This is a genomic window from Ciceribacter ferrooxidans, assembly GCF_004137355.1.
GTDB classification, from domain to species: domain Bacteria; phylum Pseudomonadota; class Alphaproteobacteria; order Rhizobiales; family Rhizobiaceae; genus Allorhizobium; species Allorhizobium ferrooxidans.
This window is the reverse complement of sequence record NZ_SDVB01000391.1, coordinates 43,025-62,199: the sequence shown is the minus strand read 5'-3', so window position 1 is coordinate 62,199 and position 19,175 is coordinate 43,025. Positions and strand designations below refer to the sequence as shown.

Here is a 19,175-nt window from a genome sequence, read left to right as displayed (position 1 = left end):
CCTTATTGGAAGGGCATCCACCAGGAAGACGTCTGGCGCGCGGCCTTGGCTTCCTTCTTGCGGCGCTTTTCCTTCTTGAGCTCCGGCTCGCCCAAATCGTCGAGGGTCGTCGCGGAGGCGACCTGACGATACTCGGTCGGCGGATCGGAGAGGAAACGGCGCTGGTCGAGATAGGCGCCCTTCTGCAGCTGGCGCGCTTCGCGGAAGGCGGCCCACTTCTGGCTCTCGGTCATCGTGCCGGCGGTGCCGTAGCCGGCGAGCAGCGGCGAGCGGTAACGCGGATTGTCCTTGTTGGCATCGGCCTCGGCGACGAGACGCTCACGCGCTTCTTCCGGCGATTCCAGCCATTCGGGATTTTCCTTGCTGGCGAGTGACTGCTGCGGCTCGGCAAGCGTGTTCCTGGCGGTTTCCGGCGGCATGACCAGCGCGGGACGCGGATTGTACTTGGTGCCGGCGTTCTTGTTCGGGTTCGACCCGATCGACACCGCCGATCCGACGTCGTCGACGAGCTGTTCCATCGCCGTCTTGTCGGTGCCGTATGTCGGGCTCCCGACGCAACCCGTCAGGCTCAGGCAAACCGCAATGATGCCCGTCGCCCCGGCACCCACTCTGAACACATCAGCCGCTTTCATAAACGCCCTTCCAGCCTCGCCGGCACAGTCTATCCGGCCGGCAATACCCATTCAACCTTCGCCTGAACGAGGATTTCGGCCAATTTCAGGCAGGTTTTACCGGATGACAGGCAAAAGCGCAAATCACCCGGTAACTTTTGCTTAACGCAGCGCAGCAAGCTCGCGCAGGGCAGCGGCATCGCGGGCAGAGACATCCGGGTAGTCCGGATCGGACCCGACATCCGTTGTGATGCGCCAGGAGCGGGCGCACTTGCGGCCCTCGGCGAGCTTCGGCTCGACCGAAACCTTGCCGACTTCCGGCAGGCGGAAGGCGTCCGCCGGTCCCTCGTCGGCAACGACCGCGATATCGGATGTGATGCAGATTTCGGCGAAGTCCTGGCCTTCGAGCGCCTGAAAGAGCGCCGGATCGCCGACATGGACGACCGGGGCCGCTTCGAGCGAGGAGCCGATGCGCTTGTCCTTGCGCTCGATCTCCAGCGCGCCGGTGACGACGGTACGAACCTGCCGGATCTTGCCCCACTTCTCGTCGAGCGCCGGGTTCAGCCATTCGGCCGGGATTTCCGGGAACTGTTCGAGATGCACCGACGCCGCCTGCGGATTGCGCGACAGCCAGGCTTCCTCGGTGGTGAAGGGCAGCATCGGCGCCATCCAGGTGACGAGGCAGTCGAAGAGCTTGCGGATGACCGCGAGCGATGCACGGCGGCGCAGCGAGGACGGCGCGTCGCAATAGAGCGCATCCTTGCGGACGTCGAAGTAGAAGGCCGACAGCTCGATGTTGGAGAAGTCGATCAGCGAGCGAGTGATCTTCTTGAAATCGAAGGCGTCGTAGCCTTCGCGCACCACCTTGTCGAGCTCGGCGAGGCGATGCAGCATCAGCTTTTCGAGTTCCGGCATGTCGGCATAGGCGATCTCCTCGCCCTTGTCGTGGGCGAGCGTGCCGAGCATCCAGCGGATGGTGTTTCTGAGCTTGCGATAGGCGTCGATGTTGGTCTGGATGATCGACTTGCCGAGGCGCTGGTCTTCCCAATAGTCGGTGGTCATGACCCAGAGGCGCAGGATGTCGGCGCCCGATTCCTTCATCACGTCCTGCGGGAAGACCTGGTTGCCGAGCGACTTCGACATCTTGCGGCCGTCTTCGGCCATGGTGAAGCCATGGGTGATGACGGCGTTATAGGGCGCACGGCCGCGCGTGCCGCAGCTTTCGAGCAGGGACGAATGGAACCAGCCGCGATGCTGGTCCGAACCTTCGAGATAGACGTCGGCCGGCCATTTCAGATCCGGGCGGTCCTCCAGCGTGAAGGCGTGGGTGCAACCGGAGTCAAACCAGACATCGAGGATGTCCATGACCTGGTTCCAGATGTCCGGATTGTGGGCGTTGCCGAGGAAGCGCTCCTTGGCACCCGGCGCGAACCAGGCATCGGCGCCTTCCTTCTCGAAGGCGTCGAGGATGCGGGCGTTGACCTCGTCATCGACCAGCACGTTCCCGTCCTTGTCGGCGAAGACGCAGATCGGCACGCCCCAGGCGCGCTGGCGCGACAGCACCCAGTCCGGACGCTGCTCGATCATGCCGCGAAGGCGGTTCTGGCCCATGGCCGGAACGAAGCGGGTTTCGTCGATCGCCCCGAGTGCCCGCGAGCGCAGCGTCGAGCCGTCGCCGAGGTCCTTGTCCATATACACGAACCATTGCGGCGTGTTGCGGAAGATGACCGGCTTCTTGGAGCGCCAGGAATGCGGATAGTCGTGCTTGATGCGGCCGCGGGCGAAGAGGTGGTTCGCCGCGATCAGCGCCTCGATGACGCGCTTGTTGGCGTCGCCCTTCTTGCCGTTGTCGTCCATGACGCGGGCGGGGCCGCCTTCGGCCGAGGGACCGAAGCCGGGCGCTTCATCGGTGTAGTAGCCGTCATCACCGACCGTGAACGGGATCTTCGTCGAGATGCCGCGGGCTTCCAGCGCCCGAACATTGTCCATCCAGGCGTCAAAGTCCTCGCGACCGTGGGACGGCGCGGTGTGCACGAAGCCGGTACCGGCATCGTCCGTGACGTGGTCGCCGTCGAGAAGCGGAACCTGGAAGGTGTAGCCGAGGGCTTCGAGCGGATGTGCGCAGATGACGGTCGAAAGTTCATCGCCTTCGACGTCACGGACGAGCTTCAGCGTCACCTTGGCCTTGGCGGCGCACTCCTCGGCGAGGCGGGTCGCGAAGATGAGCTTTTCGCCGGGCTGCGGACCGAAGTCGTTCTGCGCGGCCGTCACCTCGTAGAGACCGTAGGGGAAGCGCGAGGAGAACGAGATCGCGCGGTTGCCCGGGATGGTCCAGGGCGTGGTGGTCCAGATGACGACGAAGGTGTGGAGAAGGTCGCCCGACCGTTCGCCGGCATGCTGCACCGGGAACTTGACCCAGATCGTGTCGCTCTCGACCTCGTGATACTCGACTTCCGCTTCGGCGAGCGCCGTGCGCTCGACCACCGACCACATGACCGGCTTCGAGCCGCGGTAGAGCTGGCCGGAGGTGGCGAATTTCAGAAGCTCGCCGGCGATGCGCGCTTCGGCGTGGAAGTTCATCGTCGTATACGGGTTTTCGAAATCGCCCTCGATGCCGAGCCGCTTGAACTCACCGGACTGCACGCCGATCCACTTTTCGGCATAGGCGCGGCATTCCTTGCGGAATTCGATCATCGCCGAGGGCTGCTTGAGATCCGGCTTTTCCTTGCCCTTCGCGCGGTAGTTCTCTTCCTCGATCTTCCATTCGATCGGCAGGCCATGGCAGTCCCAGCCCGGAACGTAATTGGCGTCGTAGCCGCGCATCTGGAACGAGCGGGTGATGACGTCCTTCAGGATCTTGTTGAGCGCGTGACCGATATGGATGTTGCCGTTGGCATAGGGCGGGCCGTCGTGGAGGACGAACTTCTCGCGGCCGGCGGCGGAGGCGCGGAGCTTCTTGTAGAGGCCCATTTCCTGCCAGCGCGCCACCATTTCCGGCTCCTTCTGCGGCAGGCCTGCACGCATCGGGAATTCGGTCTGGGGAAGGTAGAGGGTCGAGGAATAGTCTTGCTTTTCTGCGGTATCGGTCATGATCTTGCCATCGAGAGATGCGCCGGCAAAGGGCGGCGCCAAGTTCCTGGAAAAGGCGGAAACGAAAAAGGCGCTTTTGCAAGCGCCGAAAACCCGGACCCTCCGGCAGCTTTCAAAGCGCGCGGAAGGCCGGGCCAATAATTCGAAGGGACATGGTCAGCCGTACCCTGGTCATGGGGCGCTGTTTAAGCGTTTTTGCCGAGAAAAGGAAGAGGCCCGCCGTGGCAAATGCTTCACGCCGGCCGCTCGGCGAGCGTGAAGACCTTCATGTCGAGGAGACGGCGCGCAATCAGCATGCCGGCGACCATCGCGGCAAGGAAAATGTAGGCTTCCCGATGGCCGAGGCCGAGCGCCGGAATGGAACCACCGGGGCAGAAACCGGCGATCCCCCAGCCGATGCCGAAGAGGACGGAGCCGCCGATCAGCCGCCCGTCGATACGGCCGCGGGCCGGGATATGGAAGCGCGCGTCGAAGACCGGCTTCTTGCGCCGGCGCTGCAGGACCGCATAGCCGGGAGCGGTGACGAGGAGAGCCCCCGCCATGACGAAGGCGAGGCTCGGGTCCCAGGTACCGGCGATGTCGAAGAAGTTCATGACCTTGGACGGGTCGGCCATGCCGGAAAGCACGATGCCGAGGCCGAAGACGGCGCCGATGAGGAGTGCGGCGAGATATTTCATGGCGGCGATCCTCAGAATACGTGCCGGAGCAGGAAGACGGTGACGAAGGCGGCGGCCATGAAGCTCGCCGTCGCTGCGATCGAGCGCGGCGAAAGCCTTGCCAGCCCGCAGACGCCGTGGCCTGAGGTGCAGCCGGAGCCGAAGGTGACGCCGAGGCCCGTCACCACACCGCCGACGACGAGGGCGGCAAGCGAGAGCGGCGCCGAGAAGCTCACCGTGTGACCGGTCGCCTGCAAAAGCGCCGGCGCGCCGATCGCGCCGGCAAGGAAGGCGGCCCGCCAGCCCCAGTCGGCGGAAAGCGGCGGCACGACACCGATGACGATCGCCGACATGCCGGCGATCCGCCCCCAGAACGCCATCAGCAGCACGGCGGCAAGGCCGATCAGCAGGCCTCCGGCAAAGGAGAGAAAGGGGGTGAATTCGGTCATGCGGTCGATCCTGGAAAGCGCGGCGGGATTGGTCGGAGTCTATCGGCCGCGGCGGCCGTGATATAGAAATTTCCTTATATTTCCGCCGTTCAGGCGGAAACGCTTTTGCGGCTCCCGGGCAAAGCGAAGAAAAGAAGCGATTTCAGAACGCGATCTTGCGGTCGAGCGCGCTGATCGGCTGGACGCCGGCAAGCAGCGCCCGCGCCTCCTCCTCGTCGCGGCGGATCTGCGCCACCAGCGGTTCGAGGCCGGCGAACTTCAGTTCGTCCCGGAGGCGCCCGAAGAAGGAGACGGAGCAGACCTCGCCGTAGAGATCGGCGGAGAAGTCGAAGACGAAGGTTTCGAGCAGAGCCGCGCCGTTCTCGGTGACGGTGGGGCGGTAGCCGAAACTCGCCACGCCGTCGTGCAGCGAACCGTCGGCGCGGCGCAGGCGAACGGCATAGATGCCGGGTTTCAGTTCCGTTTCCGGCGGCAGCGCCATGTTGGCGGTCGGATAGCCGAGGGTGCGGCCGAGCTTCTGGCCGCCGATCACCTCGGCCTCGACGGTGTAGCGGTAGCCGAGGAGGCCCGCCGCCTCAGAGACGTCCCCCTCGCCGAGGCGGGCGCGGATGCGGCTCGAGGAGACGACTTCGGCGTTCTCGTCGCGGAAGGCATCGATCAGGGTGACGCCGAAACCGTTCGTCCGTCCCGCCTCCATCAGGAAGGCCGGGCCGCCTTCCCTGCCCTTGCCGAAATGGAAGTCGAAGCCGGTCACGACCTCGCTCGCACCGAGCCAGCCGATCAGGATCGAGTGCACGAAATCGTCGGCGGAACGCTGGGAAAACTCGCGGTCGAAGGGATATTCGATGACCGAGTGGAAGCCCATGGCTTCGAGGATACGGGCGCGCAGCGGCGCGGGCGTCAGCCGGAAGACCGGTTTCTCCGGGTTGAACACGGTGCGCGGATGTGGCTCGAACGTCAGCACCAGCGCCGGCACGTGGCGGCTCTTCGCCAGCTCGAGCGCGCGGCTCAAGACGCTCTGATGGCCGCGATGCACGCCGTCGAAATTGCCGATGGCGATTACGCCGCCCTTCAGCTTCTCCGGCAGGGGCTTCTTCTTCTCGTTGCGGTGAAAGACGGTCATGGCTCGACTCCAGGCGCGACGGACAACGAGAGGCTTTGAGCTTCACCCCCCTCTGTCACTTCGTGACATCTCCCCCACAAGGGGGGAGAGCGGAGGGAGTGCGCGGCGATCACCGCGGATTGATCTCCCCCCTTGTGGGGGAGATGCCCGGCAGGGCAGAGGGGGGTGTAATCCGTGCTGCTCATCGTCACGCGAACCGTCCGCTCAGGCGAGCCTCTGCATCCACCATTTCGGCGCCACCTTCTCGCGGGCGAGGTAGGCCTTCAGGATCGCCTCGTCGGTGCGGCCGCTGACGGTGTATTCGGTGGCATGGATGCCGCCGCTCACATAGAGGAGATCAAGTCCGGCATCGAGTGCGCCGCGCACGTCGGTCGGCAGGCCGTCGCCGATCGCCAGAACGCGCGAGATCGGGAAATCGGCGCCGCGCTGCTCGCGGGCGGCGGCAAGGGCGGCTTCGTAGATCGGGCGGTGCGGCTTGCCGGCGATCCGCGTCGTGCCGCCGAGCTGCTCGTAATAGGCGGCGACCGCGCCGGCGCAGGGGATCATCCGCGCCCCGCGCTCGACGATCAGGTCCGGGTTGGCGCAGATGAGCGGGATCCCACGGGCGGAGAAGGCCGTCAGCATGTCGTGATAGTCTTCCGGCACCTCGGTTTCGTCGTCGAAGAAGCCGGTGCAGACGATCGCTTCGGCGGCGTCCTGTGCGACCGCCTCGACATGAAGTCCGTCGAGGAGCGAGAGATCACGATCCGGGCCGAGAAAGAAGACCTTCGACGGGCCCTCGGCGATCAGCTTGCGGGTGACGTCACCGGAGGTGATGATCCGGTCATAGGCGGTGTCGGCGACGCCGATGGTCTTCAGCTGGCTGATGACGCCGGGCGACGGACGCGGGGAATTGGTGATCAGCACGACGGACAAGCCCTTCCCGCGTGCCTCCGTCAGTGCTTCCGAGGCCGAGGGAAAGGCGTCGACGCCGTTGTGCAGCACGCCCCATACGTCGCAGAGGATCACGTCGTAACGGTCGCTGACGTCGCTCAAGCTGGAAATGTGTTCGGGCATTCCTCGGTCCTGTCATGGAAAATGGTCCCGGCTGACATCGCAAAGGAGAGCCGGCAAGGCAAGGGGATTTGCAGCCGTCTGCGGAAATATGCCCGAGGGGACCGTTGTTCAAGCCGGCACTCAGGAAATGAAAAACCGCAGCGCCAGCCCCAACGCCGCCGCCACGACAAGCACCCGGCCGATGCCGACCCCGAAGCGGAAGATGAGGAGCGCCGACAGAAGCGAGACGGCGAGGGCCGCCGGATCGAGCGTCGCCGGGTCCGGCAGGCTGACCGCGACGGAGAAGAAACCAGACGCACCGTCGAGGCCCTCTCCTTCGAAGCCCCGCCAGAACACGAACCGGCGAACCTCGGTGAAAAGGACGTGCAGGGCGAACCAGACGGCGAGATTGAGGATGACGCCCACCACGGCGGCGGTGATCGCCGAAAGCGCGCCGGTCAGCAGCCGGTTGCCGCGCAGCCGTTCGATATAGGGGGCGCCGGCAAAGATCCATATGAAGCTCGGCACGAAGGTGGCCCAGGCTGCGAGCAGCGCGCCGAGCACGCCTCCCGGAACGGCTCCGACCACGCCGGGATCGCGATAGCCGGCGAGGAAGCCGACGAAGGAGAGAACGAGCACCAGCGGCCCCGGCGTCGTCTCGGCGAGCGCCAGCCCGTCGAGCATCTCGCCGGGGTTCAGCCAGTGGTGCGTTTCGACGGCCACCTGCGCGACATAGGCGAGCACGGCATAGGCGCCGCCGAAGGTGACGAGCGCCATCTTCGAGAAGAAGACGAAGACCGCCGAGAAGGCGCCGCCGAGGGCACCGGTCGAGAGCAGGAGCAACGGCGCCTGCCACACCGCGACCCAGAACAGGAGCACGAACAGGCTGCGGCCCGAAAGGAGACCGCCCGGCATCCGGCGATCCTCCGGGCTGAAGGCCTCAGCGATGGCGGCCGGAACGGCCGGCCCGGCACGTGCGGCGAGAAAGCCCGCCACACCGGCGAGCAGCACCACCAGCGGGAACGGCACCGAAAGCAGGAAGAGCGAGAGGAAGGCGACGAGTGCGACGAGGCGATGGAAGCGGCTCTTCAGCGCCCGGCGGCCGATGCGGATGACCGCCTCGACGACGATCGCCAGCACGGCTGCCTTCAGGCCGAAGAACAGGCCGGCAAGCCAGGTCGTATCCTGATAGAGCGCGTAGGCAGTCGACAGGCCGAGGATGACGGCAAGTCCGGGCAGCACAAAGAGCAGGCCGGCGACCATGCCGCCGCGCACGCCGTGCAGCAGCCAGCCGATATAGGTTGCGAGCTGCTGCGCCTCCGGGCCCGGCAGCAGCATGCAGTAGTTGAGTGCATGCAGGAAGCGCTCCTCGGAAATCCACCGCTTCTCGTCGACGGCGATCCGGTGCATCAGGCCGATCTGTGCAGCAGGCCCGCCGAAGCTCAGGACGCCGATCGTCGCGAAGGCCGAAACGAGCTCGGAGAATGTCGGCCGCGGCCCTTCCCTCCAATCCGTTGCCGCTTCCAAGCCTTTTCCTCCCTTGTGCACGTCCGATCCGGCGAGCCCCTATCATGCTTCTCCGACAGTTTTGCGAAGACGCGACCGCGGCTTTGCGGCCGAGCGTAAGCCATTATGCGGTCGGGGCAACCACGCTCATTTGAAAAATTCCAGAACCCTATTGACCTCAACATTGGTTGAGGTCGGATCCTCCCATCGTTGTCAGCAAAACCATATTCAGGACCCCGAAAATGAACGTCATGACCCTGACCAAGAGCCGCACCTCCATCTTCCGCGTCGACCGGATGACCTGCCCCGCGGATCATCGCCTCGCACTCGAGGATCGCCTGGCCATCATCCACGGCTATTTCGAGACGCTGCCCGGTTGCCTCTACAACAAGGTCGCCATCGCCGATGGCGGCGAGACCGTGCACCTCGTCACCATCGTCGAGTGGGAAAGCCAGAAGGCGCTCGCCGACGCCAAGGCGAAGGTCGCCGAGTTCTATGGTGCAATCGACTTCGACCCGAAGGCCTTCATGGCCGAGCGCGGCATCGTCGCCGAGTTCGGCACCTATGCCGGGCTTGCCATCTGACGCCGAGGAAGAAAGCCGGGCATCCCGGCCCGGCTCACCCGCCCCTATTAACTGGTTTCGAAAGCATTTTCGAAAGTCGCTCCGCTTTTTTCGAAGCGGTTCTTGACTCCCCCCGGCGCGCTCCCTAAATCGGTCGCGCTAGCACTCACAAAAGGCGAGTGCTAATCATATCGTTACGGGGCGGTTCCCGTCCCGTAGATGTCATTTGATCGAGGGATTAGACAATGGCAAACACCAAATTCCGTCCGCTTCATGACCGCGTCGTCGTTCGCCGCGTGGAATCCGAAGAAAAGACCAAGGGCGGGATCATCATTCCCGACACCGCCAAGGAAAAGCCCGCTGAAGGCGAAATCGTCGCCGTCGGCCCCGGCGCCCGCGACGAACACGGCAAGGTCGTTGCGCTCGACGTCAAGGTCGGCGATCGCGTCCTGTTCGGCAAGTGGTCCGGCACCGAAGTCAAGCTCGACGGCGTCGACCTCCTCATCATGAAGGAAGCCGACATCATGGGCGTCATCGGCTGATCGGCCGATCCCCTTTTTCCCGCAACAACGACAATTCACCAGTGGGCCAAAGCCCGGGAGTTTTGAAAAATGGCAGCTAAAGATATCAAGTTCGGCCGTACCGCGCGCGAAAAGATGCTGCGCGGCGTCGACATCCTCGCCGATGCAGTGAAGGTCACCCTCGGTCCGAAGGGCCGCAACGTCATCATCGACAAGTCCTTCGGCGCTCCGCGCATCACCAAGGACGGCGTTTCGGTCGCCAAGGAAATCGAACTGGAAGACAAGTTCGAGAACATGGGCGCCCAGATGGTCCGCGAAGTCGCTTCGAAGACCAACGACATCGCCGGTGACGGCACCACCACGGCAACCGTTCTCGCCCAGGCCATCGTTCGCGAAGGCGCCAAGGCCGTTGCCGCCGGCATGAACCCGATGGACCTGAAGCGCGGTATCGACCTCGCCGTCGCCGAAGTCGTCAAGGATCTCCAGGCCAAGGCCAAGAAGATCAACACCTCGGAAGAAGTCGCCCAGGTCGGTACCATTTCCGCCAACGGCGAACGCCAGATCGGTCTCGACATTGCGGAAGCAATGCAGAAGGTCGGCAATGAAGGCGTGATCACGGTCGAAGAAGCCAAGACCGCCGAAACCGAACTCGAAGTCGTCGAAGGCATGCAGTTCGACCGCGGCTACCTGTCGCCCTACTTCGTCACCAACCCGGAAAAGATGATCGCCGATCTCGAAGACGCTTACATTCTCCTGCACGAGAAGAAGCTCTCGAACCTCCAGGCCATGCTCCCGGTTCTCGAAGCCGTCGTCCAGACCGGCAAGCCGCTCGTCATCATCGCTGAAGACGTCGAAGGCGAAGCTCTCGCCACCCTCGTCGTCAACAAGCTGCGTGGCGGTCTGAAGATTGCTGCCGTCAAGGCTCCGGGCTTCGGCGATCGCCGCAAGGCCATGCTGGAAGACATCGCGATCCTCACCGGCGGTACGGTCATCTCCGAAGACCTCGGCATCAAGCTCGAAAACGTCACCCTCGACATGCTCGGCCGCGCCAAGAAGGTTTCGATCTCCAAGGAAAACACCACGATCGTCGACGGCGCCGGTTCCAAGACCGACATCGAAGGCCGCGTCGGCCAGATCAAGGCCCAGATCGAGGAAACCACCTCCGACTACGACCGCGAGAAGCTGCAGGAACGCCTTGCCAAGCTCGCCGGCGGCGTTGCCGTCATCCGCGTCGGCGGTTCGACGGAAGTCGAAGTGAAGGAAAAGAAGGACCGCATCGACGATGCGCTCAACGCGACGCGCGCTGCTGTCCAGGAAGGCATCGTGCCCGGCGGTGGCGTGGCTCTGCTGCGTTCGTCCGCGAAGATCACGGCCAAGGGTGTCAACCAGGACCAGGAAGCCGGTATCAGCATCGTTCGTCGCGCCCTGCAGGCTCCGGCCCGCCAGATCGCCGAGAACGCCGGTGACGAAGCCTCCATCGTGGTTGGCAAGATCCTCGAAAAGGACAACGACAACTACGGCTACAACGCCCAGACCGGCGAATATGGCGACATGATCGCCATGGGTATCGTCGACCCGGTCAAGGTCGTTCGTACCGCCCTGCAGGACGCAGCCTCGGTTGCCGGCCTGCTGGTCACCACCGAAGCCATGATCGCCGAGCTGCCGAAGAAGGATGCTCCGGCTATGCCGGGCGGCATGGGCGGCATGGGCGGCATGGACATGATGTGATCGGCGTAGCCGATTACGATCAGCGTCCATAAGAGCCGCCCATCACCAAAAGTGCTTCAGGCCGTCAAGCGGCCTGAAGAGGCGGCATGGACATGATGTGATCCATCCCCTCACCGGGATTTGACGAAAGGGCGGCCTTCGGGTCGCCCTTTTGCGTTTGGCGAATCACCACCGCGCTCAGGCGTACTATTCCCCCGCCTGGCCAGTGAGACAGCGGTGACGCTCTCCACCCTCGACCGGTTTTGCTTGAAGACGTGCCGCCGCAGCGCGACCCGACTTTGCCTCTCTTGAGGTTTGCCCGCAAAAAAGTCGCCCCCGGGAGCTACGAAATTGAAGATTCCATTTGCGGACATTCTGCAAAATTTATATCGCTTTGGTAAGAACTGTCTCATCACGGGACAGTTTCGCCGCATCCCTACTTCGGCTTTACTGTTCACTTTTGGACAGATTTCCCGGAGAACCTGCATCAAGCTGAGTGGGGTACGCGGCACCGGTTTCGATATTGCTTGTCCTTAAGAAAGAGATAATATGCACGGCAGATTCGCCGGAAGCTTTTGTTCCGGACGTTTCCGTTCTGGTGCCATGGACGAGCGCGGCGATCTGCCGTTGCCGACCGACGCGTAGCTTAAACCACACGGACCGAAACTGAACCCGAGACGGCGCGACGCCCATCGGCTTCGACTTTGGGGAATGCCTTGTTTAAGATTGCCAGAACCACCCTCGCTGCACCATGCATCCAGCACCCGCCATCGGGCGGCGACGATGCCGACGGCTTCTCGCGGTTCACCGTTTCCGAATCCTGGACGGGCGATCTCGCCAACGGGATCATCCGCCTCGGCGACCGAGCGACCGTCCTGCACGGACTGGACGGGCCGGAATGCGGACTGCTCAACATGACGCGCTGCTACGATGCCCACGACCGGGCCCACGTCCTCGATCTGTTCGAGCAGGCCGCGACCGTTTCGTCGACTTTTTGCTATTCGACGACGATCGTCTCCGACGACGAGTATCGCCAGCCTGTCTTCTGCGTTGCCGAGACGAAAGGGGTGGAAGGCGGCGTCGCGGGCAGCATCTGCGGTGTCTTCATGTTCCCACGATTCCGGCTGGCCCCGACGCTTCCCGCCATCGCCTACGCCTGAGGCAGGAAGTGGCCCCCGGTCGCGCCTTCGTTGTTTGCTATTCTTGAACGAAGAGTCAAGAATTGTACATCTATCCGCAACAGTGGAGGCATGCGAGAACCTTTGCGAAATCGTCATTGACCGCCTGCACGCAGGCACTCGCAAACAGGAGCCTTCCATGTCGAACGCCAACAACCTGGCCATCCTTCTCGGCCGCGTCCTCTTGTCCTTCATCTTCATCTATTCCGGCTTCGGCAAGCTCGCCGACCCGAGCGCCACCGCCGGCATGATCACCGGCGCCGGCCTGCCTGCCGCCACCGCGCTCGCCTATCTCGCCGGCGCCTTCGAATTCGTCGCCGGCCTTGCCGTCCTCGTCGGCTACCAGACCCGGATCGCGGGCTGGCTGCTCGCCGCCTTCTGCGTCTTCACCGGCGTCGTCTTCCACGGCTCGGCGATCAACGTTCCGGATTTCCCGGCCGCCGCCAACGGCTGGCTGACCGTGCTGAACCAGATCATGATGATGAAGAACATCACGCTCGCCGGCGCCTATATCGTGCTCGCCACCTTCGGCCCTGGCGCCTACTCGCTTGACGCCCGCCGCGGCGCCTACGCGATCGCCTGACACATCGAGAATCCCTGCCCTCGTGAAAGAACCCGCCGGATCGCTCCGGCGGGTTCTTTGTCTTCTGGACGGAACGAAGGCGATCAGCCGAGCGCGCCCCGGACTGCGGCCACGATCTTCCCGACCTGTGGGTCGCCCTCGTGGCTTGCCTTTCTGGCGCGGACGAGGCAGGCCTCGGATTTCAGGATCACGCCGTCGGAGAGAATCTTCAGGTGGTTCGCCCTGAGCGTCGAGCCCGTCGAGGTGATGTCGACGATGATGTCGGCCTGTCCGGCTGCGGGCGCCCCTTCCGTTGCGCCGAGGCTCTCGACGATGCGGTAGAGCTGGATGCCGTGCTGGCTGGAGAAAAACTGCTGGGTCAGCCGCCAGTATTTTGTCGCGATCGTGAGCCGCCGGCCGTGCCGGGTGCGGAAATCGGCGGCGACGTCGCCGAGGTCGGCCATGCTGTCGACATCGAGCCAGATTTCCGGCACGGCGACGACGACATCGGCATGACCGAAGCCGAGGCGGGCGCAGATCTCGACGCGCTTGTCGGCTTCCGCAAGCCCTTCGCGGATCAGGTCCTCGCCGGTGATGCCGAAATCGACGGTGCCGTTGCCGATCTCGCGGGAAATCTCCGAGGCCGAGAGGAAGGCGATCTCGACATCGTCGAAGCCCTCGACGCGGCCGCGATAGGACCGGTCGTTGCCGACGGCGACGATCTTCATGCCGGCCCTCTCGAAGATCGCCGAGGCGTCATCCTTCATCCGACCCTTGGAGGGAAGTGCGATCGTGATGGTCATTGGGAGGCCCTCGCCGCTTCGATCCGGTCGAGCCACAGCGAGAAGCCGACGGCCGGAATATGGCTTTCCGCACCGAGCAGCGTCAGCAGCCGGTCGAAGCGGCCACCGCCGGCGAGCACGGCCGGCGAACCTTCGGCGGCGATCTCGAAGACGAGGCCGGTATAATAGTCGAGCGGACGCCCGAAGGCGGCGCGGTAGGTGATCTTCGTCAGGTCGAGGCCGGCGTCGGCGAGCGCCGCAACCCGTTCGTCGAAGCGCGACAGTGCCGGCCCGAGCGACAGCCCCGCCGCATCGGCGAAGCCGGCGAGCGCGCCGGAGGCCTCCGAAAGCGGCAGTTCGAGCGACAGGAACTCGCGCAGCAGCAGCAGTGCCGCGCCATCGAGCCTCGTCTCGGCGAGCGCCAGCTTTTCCTTGAGCCGCGCAGCGATCTCGACCGGCGAGCGGCTGGCATTGGTGGAATAGCCGGTCGCCTGCATGGTGGTGTCGATATGGGCGATCAGTGCGGCCTCGTCGCCGTTCGCCACGAGGTTCGCGACGACCGGATCGAGACCCTGCACATGGTTGGGGCTCGCAAGCTTGCGCAGCAGCTGCTCGATCTGCTCGCTGTTGCCGAAGGCGTGGATCAGCCGCTTCTGCCAGCCGGCGGGCAGGCCGAGCGCCTCGACCACCGCCTCGAACACCGCCTGGTCGCCGAGCACGACCGAAAGGCGCCGCTGCGGCAGGAGGCGGGAAAGCACACCCCAGGCGTCGCCGATCGCGCGGGCATCGGCGCGGGCGATCGCGGTGTCGCCGAGGTCCTCGATGCCAGCCTGGTAGAATTCGTTGCCACCCTCGCGCCGCTGGCGGAAGACCTCGCCCAGATAGGCGTAGCGCTTCGGCGTGCCGGTCGCCGTCTCGATGTGGCGGAGACAGACGGGAATGGTGAATTCCGGCCTGAGGCAGAGGCTCGTCCCCCGCTCGTTCTCGGTCAGGAAGATGCGCCGGCGAAGGTCCTCGCCGGCCATGTCGAGGAAGGGCTCGGCCGGCTGGATGACCGGTGTGTCGACGCGGGTGGTGCCGCGGCCGGCGAACTCATCAAGAATGTCGGCGGCGAAATCCGGCATGTTGATCAGGGGCATGGGACGGCTCCACGGAGAGGATACCCCCCTCTGCCCTGCCGGGCATCTCCCCCACAAGGGGGGAGAACGGGTTGGGGCCGGTGCCTCGCGCCGACGGCAAAAGCATACCCCCCTCTGTCAGTTCGTGACATCTCCCCCACAAGGGGAGAGAGCAGAGGGAGTGCGCGGCGATCACCGCCGATCGATCTCCCCCCTTGTGGGGGAGATGCCCGGCAGGGCAGAGGGGGGTGGCGACGGAAAAACACCTTAGTTGCCCTTCGCCCGCCGGCGGTCCTCGGCCTGGGCCGCGAGGATTTCCCGGACCTTGGCGACGAGGTCGGCTTCCGGCACGACCTCCTGCGCCACGCGGGCCTCGCGCCATTCGGCGTTGTCGGTGATCTCGCCGGAGAGGCGCTTGCCCTCGATCAGGTCCTTGATCTGCACGACGCCCTCGGCCCGCTCGTCGCCGCCCTGGATGATGGCGATCGGGGCGCCGCGGCGGTCGGCATATTTCAGCTGGTTGCCGAACTTCTTCCAGTTGCCCTGGTACATTTCGGCGCGGATGCCGGCATTGCGGAGGTCCTGCGTGAACTTCTGGTAGCGGCCCAGCGCGTCAGCGTCTTGGCCGTCCATAACGGTGACGAGGACCGGGGCGACCACCTCCTCGGCGCCGAGCTTGCCGAGGTTCTTCAGCGCCGTCATCAGGCGCGACACGCCGATCGAGAAGCCGGTCGCCGGGACCGGCTGGCCCATGAAGCGCGAGACGAGGCCATCATAACGCCCGCCGCCGCCGACCGAGCCGAAGACGACCTTCTCGCCCTTCTCGTTGGTGACGTCGAAGGTGAGCTCGGCTTCGTAGACAGGGCCGGTGTAGTATTCGAGGCCGCGGACGACGGAGGGGTCGATTTGGATACGCGTGCGATCGTACCCCGCTGCGTCCGTCATAGAGGCGATGGTACGCAGCTCGCCAATACCCTCCAAGAACAAGGGATTATCAGCCGGGAAAGAGGCTACGAAGCCGTCCAATACTGCCAAATTGGAGGAAATCGTGTTCGTCTCCAAACGGACGCCGCGATCAACTGGTGTGTATTGAATAGTCTTCCATTGAAGAAACTGAATGATGTTCTCGATCTGAGTGTGAGCCAGTCCCGCGCCTTTTGTGAAGTCGCCGGACTCGTCCTTGCGGCCTTCGCCCAGCAACAGCCGCACGCCTTCCAGCCCGAACTTGTCGAGTTTATCCATTGCTCGCAGGACCGTGAGGCGCTGCCCAGTCGTGTCATCGCCGATCAGACCGGAGGCGTCCAGCACCCCATCCAAAACCTTGCGGTTGTTCACCCGGATCACATAGTCGCCGCGGTTGATGCCGAGGGCTTCGAGCGTGTCGGCCATCATCATGCACATTTCGGCATCCGCCTGCACGCCCGGCGCGCCGACGGTGTCGGCATCGAACTGCATGAACTGGCGGAAGCGGCCCGGGCCCGGCTTCTCGTTGCGGAAGACGTAGCCGGCGCGATAGGTGCGGTAGGGAAGCTGGATTTCCTGGAAATTCTCCGCCACATGGCGGGCGAGCGGCGCCGTCAGGTCGTAGCGCAGGCTCATCCACTGGTCGTCGTCGTCCTGCAGCGAGAAGACACCCTCGTTCGGGCGGTCGGCATCCGGCAGGAACTTGCCGAGCGCATCGGTATATTCGAAGAGCGGCGTCTCGACCGGATCGAAACCGTAGCGCTCGTAGACCTCGCGGATCTTGCCCACCATCTCGTTGACGGCGCGGATGTCGGCGGCCTCGCGATCGACGAAGCCACGCGGCAGGCGGGCCTTCAGCTTCTGCGGTTTCCTGGGCTTTTCGTTCATGATGGGCATATCCGGCGATTGCGGGTCTCGGGCTGCGGCCTGCTCTAACGGATTGGGCAAAAACCGGCAAGCGGAATGATCCTCGTGCGCGCTCCGTGGCGCTTGACCGGTTTCGGGCGCGGCACTAGCTTCGCCCCGACTTGCTCCCCGCTCCGCGGGACCATCGATCGCCAGCAACAGCTCAGGAGGCCGCCATGATCGAGCTTGTCGAACTGCCGGAACTCGTCGTCGTCGGCATTGCCGTCGAAGGGCGCTTCGAGGACCTTTCGCGGGTGGTGCCGGACGCCTGGAGCCGCCTGTTTGCGGCCGAGACCGGGGCGACGGCCTTTCTCGAGGTCTCGACCGGCAGCGAAAACGGCGTCTACCGTGAACTCGTCGGCTTCATGGCCGCCACGGCGACGGAAGTGCCGGAAGGCATGACCCGGCTCGTGGTGCCGGCGCAGCGCTATCTCCGGCTCGTCCATACCGGACCGCTCGCCGACATCTACAAGGGCTTTTCCATGCTCTATGCCCATGCCGACCGCAGGGGGCTCCGCACCACCGAGTTCAAGCTCGATTTCGGCTACGCTCCCGGCCTTCCGGATGCGCCGCACGAGCTGCACGTGGCGCTGGCGCCGACGACGCTTTCACTCACCTGATGCTCGCCGAAGCACTGAACTTCGCCGCGACCTACGCCCTCTCCGGCCGACGTCGCGCCGGCGAGATCAATTCCTCGGTGCGGCTCTGGGCGCGAGCGCGACGCTGTGCCGCCGACTGGGCGCCGCACGAGGAGAATAGCCGCGCTGTCATTCTCGATGCGGTAAAAGATCTGCGGCAGCGACGCACCGCGGTCGTGCTCGGTTCCGGGCTCTTGCGCGACGTCCCGATCGACGCGCTCGCAGCAAGCTTCGATACCGTCGTTCTCGTCGACCTCGTGCATCTGGCGAGTGTCAGGCTTCGGCTGGCGCTCAAGGGCCGCCGCAACGTCCGTCTGATCGAGCGTGACCTTTCGGGATACGACCAGCTCGCCGCGGGCGAGGAACCGGAACCACTCTCCTCCCTGCGGCAGGTGCCCTATCTCGATTTCGTCGTCTCGGCGAACCTCCTGTCGCAGATCGGCCTCGGCGTGAAGCGGCGGCTCGCCGCCGAGCCTTCCGGGACCATGCCCGAGGACGCCCTGCCGCGCCTCATCCGCGCCCATATCGGCGGGCTCGCCGGGCTTCCCTGCCGGACCTGCCTCATCACGGACGTGAGCTTCTCGGTGATCGACCGCACGGGACATCTCCACGAAACCGCCGACCTCCTCCACGGCGTTTCCGCACCGGCGCCGAAGGCACACTGGCAATGGCCGGTCGCGCCGCTCGGCGAGGAAAGCCGGGACTATCGCGTGGTCCACGAGGTGATCGCCGTCTGACGGAATGCCCGAGGGCTGGCGCTATTCCGAGACCGGGGACGCGGCGGCTTCGCGGGCGAGCCGTTCGAGCGCATCGGCCGCGCGGCTCGCGCGCCGCTCCTTGTGGCGAAGGACGGAGAAGGCGCGCGGCGGCAGCGCAAAATTCGCCCGCGCGAGTCGCGCCGCATCGACAAAGCACCGCGCGGCAACGCCGGCGACGACGGTCGCACTGCCGCCGGCGCGGACAGCGGAAAGCACCGCCTCGTTGGAGGGCAGTTCCAGCACCACCTTGAGGGATCTCGGATCGATGCCGCGCGCGGCGATCGCCGTTTCGAAGGCCGCGCGGGTGCCGGAGCCCGCCTCGCGCATCACCCAGTCGGAGCCGTCCACCAGATCCTGCGGCGTGAGCGCCCTGCCGTCCGCCCAGGGGTGGTCGGGCGCCGTGACGACGAGGATCGCATCGTCGATGAGGCGCGAGACCGAAAGCGCCGGCTCGTCGACCACGCCCTCGACGAAGCCGATGTCGGCCCTGCCGTCCAGCACCGCCGCGGTGACGGAGGTCGTATTGCCGAGGGTGAATTTGAGGTCCACGCCGGGATGGGCGTGATGGAAGCGCATCAGCACCGGCGGCAGCCAGTAGCTCGCGACCGTCTGGCTTGCCTCGACAACGAGCGTGCCGCGCATCAAGCCGCCGAGTTCGGCAAGCGTCTGTTCGGCGGAGCGCACGCGGCGCAACACCGCGCGGGCCTCTTCGAGGAACTGCCGGCCCTCTTCGGTGAGTTCGATCCGCCGACCGACCCGGTGGAACAGCGCCACGCGATAAAAGGCTTCGAGGTTGCGGATCGCGGCGCTGACGGCCGACGGCGTCAGCCTCAAGGCTTCCGCGGCGCGGGTCAGGTGCTCGCGTTCGGCGACCGCGACGAAGATGGAGAGCTGTTCGAAGGTCATGGCTTCTTTCGTTCTGATTTTCCGAACGAAACATAAGAGACTATTCGATGGAAGTCGACGGTTGCGCGAAGCAAGTTGCGGCCGGTCTTCCACTTTCCTTTCC

General features: G+C 64.9%; 18 protein-coding genes. 7 read left to right on the top strand and 11 right to left on the bottom strand.

Annotated features, from left to right (window positions below):
* Positions 1–2: 2 nt before the first annotated feature.
* From EUU22_RS23880 to chrA, 7 genes are all read right to left on the bottom strand, one after another.
* A complete protein-coding gene (locus tag EUU22_RS23880; RefSeq protein ID WP_129334466.1) occupies positions 3–632 on the bottom strand; it encodes a hypothetical protein in 630 nt (209 codons plus the stop codon).
* Between the two features lie 141 nt (positions 633–773).
* Positions 774–3,701 carry an isoleucine--tRNA ligase gene (ileS, locus tag EUU22_RS23875; RefSeq protein ID WP_129334465.1) on the bottom strand — a complete coding sequence of 976 codons (2,928 nt, stop codon included), beginning with the start codon at positions 3,699–3,701 and terminating at the stop codon, positions 774–776.
* A 233-nt stretch (positions 3,702–3,934) separates the two neighbouring features.
* A complete protein-coding gene (locus EUU22_RS23870) occupies positions 3,935–4,378 on the bottom strand; it encodes a YeeE/YedE family protein (protein WP_129334464.1) in 444 nt (147 codons plus the stop codon).
* Between the two features lie 11 nt (positions 4,379–4,389).
* Positions 4,390–4,806 carry a YeeE/YedE family protein gene (locus EUU22_RS23865; RefSeq protein ID WP_129334463.1) on the bottom strand — a complete coding sequence of 139 codons (417 nt, stop codon included), beginning with the start codon at positions 4,804–4,806 and terminating at the stop codon, positions 4,390–4,392.
* 142 nt (positions 4,807–4,948) lie between these two features.
* A complete protein-coding gene (locus EUU22_RS23860; protein WP_129334462.1) occupies positions 4,949–5,929 on the bottom strand; it encodes a bifunctional riboflavin kinase/FAD synthetase in 981 nt (326 codons plus the stop codon).
* Between the two features lie 204 nt (positions 5,930–6,133).
* Positions 6,134–6,985, bottom strand: a complete 852-nt coding sequence (locus tag EUU22_RS23855; protein WP_129334461.1) for a TIGR01459 family HAD-type hydrolase — start codon at positions 6,983–6,985, stop codon at positions 6,134–6,136.
* 120 nt (positions 6,986–7,105) lie between these two features.
* Entirely contained in the window at positions 7,106–8,491 is a 1,386-nt protein-coding gene (gene chrA, locus EUU22_RS23850; protein WP_129334460.1) for a chromate efflux transporter, read from the bottom strand.
* 221 nt (positions 8,492–8,712) lie between these two features.
* Here chrA and EUU22_RS23845 point away from each other — a divergent pair, with 221 nt between their 5' ends.
* The 5 genes from EUU22_RS23845 to EUU22_RS23825 all read left to right on the top strand — a co-directional run bounded on the left by EUU22_RS23845 (position 8,713) and on the right by EUU22_RS23825 (position 13,022).
* A complete protein-coding gene (locus tag EUU22_RS23845) occupies positions 8,713–9,054 on the top strand; it encodes a hypothetical protein (RefSeq protein WP_129334459.1) in 342 nt (113 codons plus the stop codon).
* A 224-nt stretch (positions 9,055–9,278) separates the two neighbouring features.
* Complete coding sequence (gene groES, locus EUU22_RS23840; protein WP_129334458.1) at positions 9,279–9,575, top strand: co-chaperone GroES; 297 nt, start codon at positions 9,279–9,281, stop codon at positions 9,573–9,575.
* Between the two features lie 69 nt (positions 9,576–9,644).
* On the top strand, positions 9,645–11,282 hold the full coding sequence (gene groL, locus EUU22_RS23835) for a chaperonin GroEL (protein ID WP_129334457.1): 1,638 nt from the start codon (positions 9,645–9,647) through the stop codon (positions 11,280–11,282).
* Positions 11,283–11,977: 695 nt separating this feature from the next.
* Positions 11,978–12,421: a hypothetical protein gene (locus EUU22_RS23830; protein ID WP_205687966.1), complete on the top strand. Its 444-nt coding sequence runs from the start codon at positions 11,978–11,980 to the stop codon at positions 12,419–12,421.
* Between the two features lie 157 nt (positions 12,422–12,578).
* Complete coding sequence (locus EUU22_RS23825) at positions 12,579–13,022, top strand: DoxX family protein (protein WP_129334455.1); 444 nt, start codon at positions 12,579–12,581, stop codon at positions 13,020–13,022.
* Positions 13,023–13,105: 83 nt separating this feature from the next.
* On the opposite strand, the gene hisG is transcribed toward EUU22_RS23825, so the two are convergent.
* From hisG to hisS, 3 genes are all read right to left on the bottom strand, one after another.
* Positions 13,106–13,804 (bottom strand): ATP phosphoribosyltransferase, encoded by a 699-nt coding sequence (hisG, locus tag EUU22_RS23820; protein ID WP_129334454.1) that lies wholly within the window; start codon positions 13,802–13,804, stop codon positions 13,106–13,108.
* Entirely contained in the window at positions 13,801–14,922 is a 1,122-nt protein-coding gene (locus tag EUU22_RS23815) for an ATP phosphoribosyltransferase regulatory subunit (protein WP_129334453.1), read from the bottom strand. The genes hisG and EUU22_RS23815 overlap by 4 nt, the downstream gene beginning before the upstream one ends.
* A 246-nt stretch (positions 14,923–15,168) precedes the next feature.
* Positions 15,169–16,752, bottom strand: coding sequence for a histidine--tRNA ligase (gene hisS / locus EUU22_RS23805; RefSeq protein WP_129334451.1), 1,584 nt, complete (start codon positions 16,750–16,752; stop codon positions 15,169–15,171).
* A gap of 194 nt (positions 16,753–16,946) precedes the next feature.
* Here hisS and EUU22_RS23800 point away from each other — a divergent pair, with 194 nt between their 5' ends.
* Entirely contained in the window at positions 16,947–17,390 is a 444-nt protein-coding gene (locus EUU22_RS23800; RefSeq protein ID WP_129334450.1) for a GyrI-like domain-containing protein, read from the top strand.
* Positions 17,390–18,145: a hypothetical protein gene (locus EUU22_RS23795; RefSeq protein ID WP_129334449.1), complete on the top strand. Its 756-nt coding sequence runs from the start codon at positions 17,390–17,392 to the stop codon at positions 18,143–18,145. Before EUU22_RS23800 ends, EUU22_RS23795 begins: the two co-directional genes overlap by 1 nt.
* Before the next feature lie 21 nt (positions 18,146–18,166).
* Here EUU22_RS23795 and EUU22_RS23790 read toward each other — a convergent pair whose 3' ends face one another.
* Entirely contained in the window at positions 18,167–19,072 is a 906-nt protein-coding gene (locus EUU22_RS23790) for a LysR family transcriptional regulator (RefSeq protein ID WP_129334448.1), read from the bottom strand.
* Between the last annotated feature and the right edge of the window lie 103 nt (positions 19,073–19,175).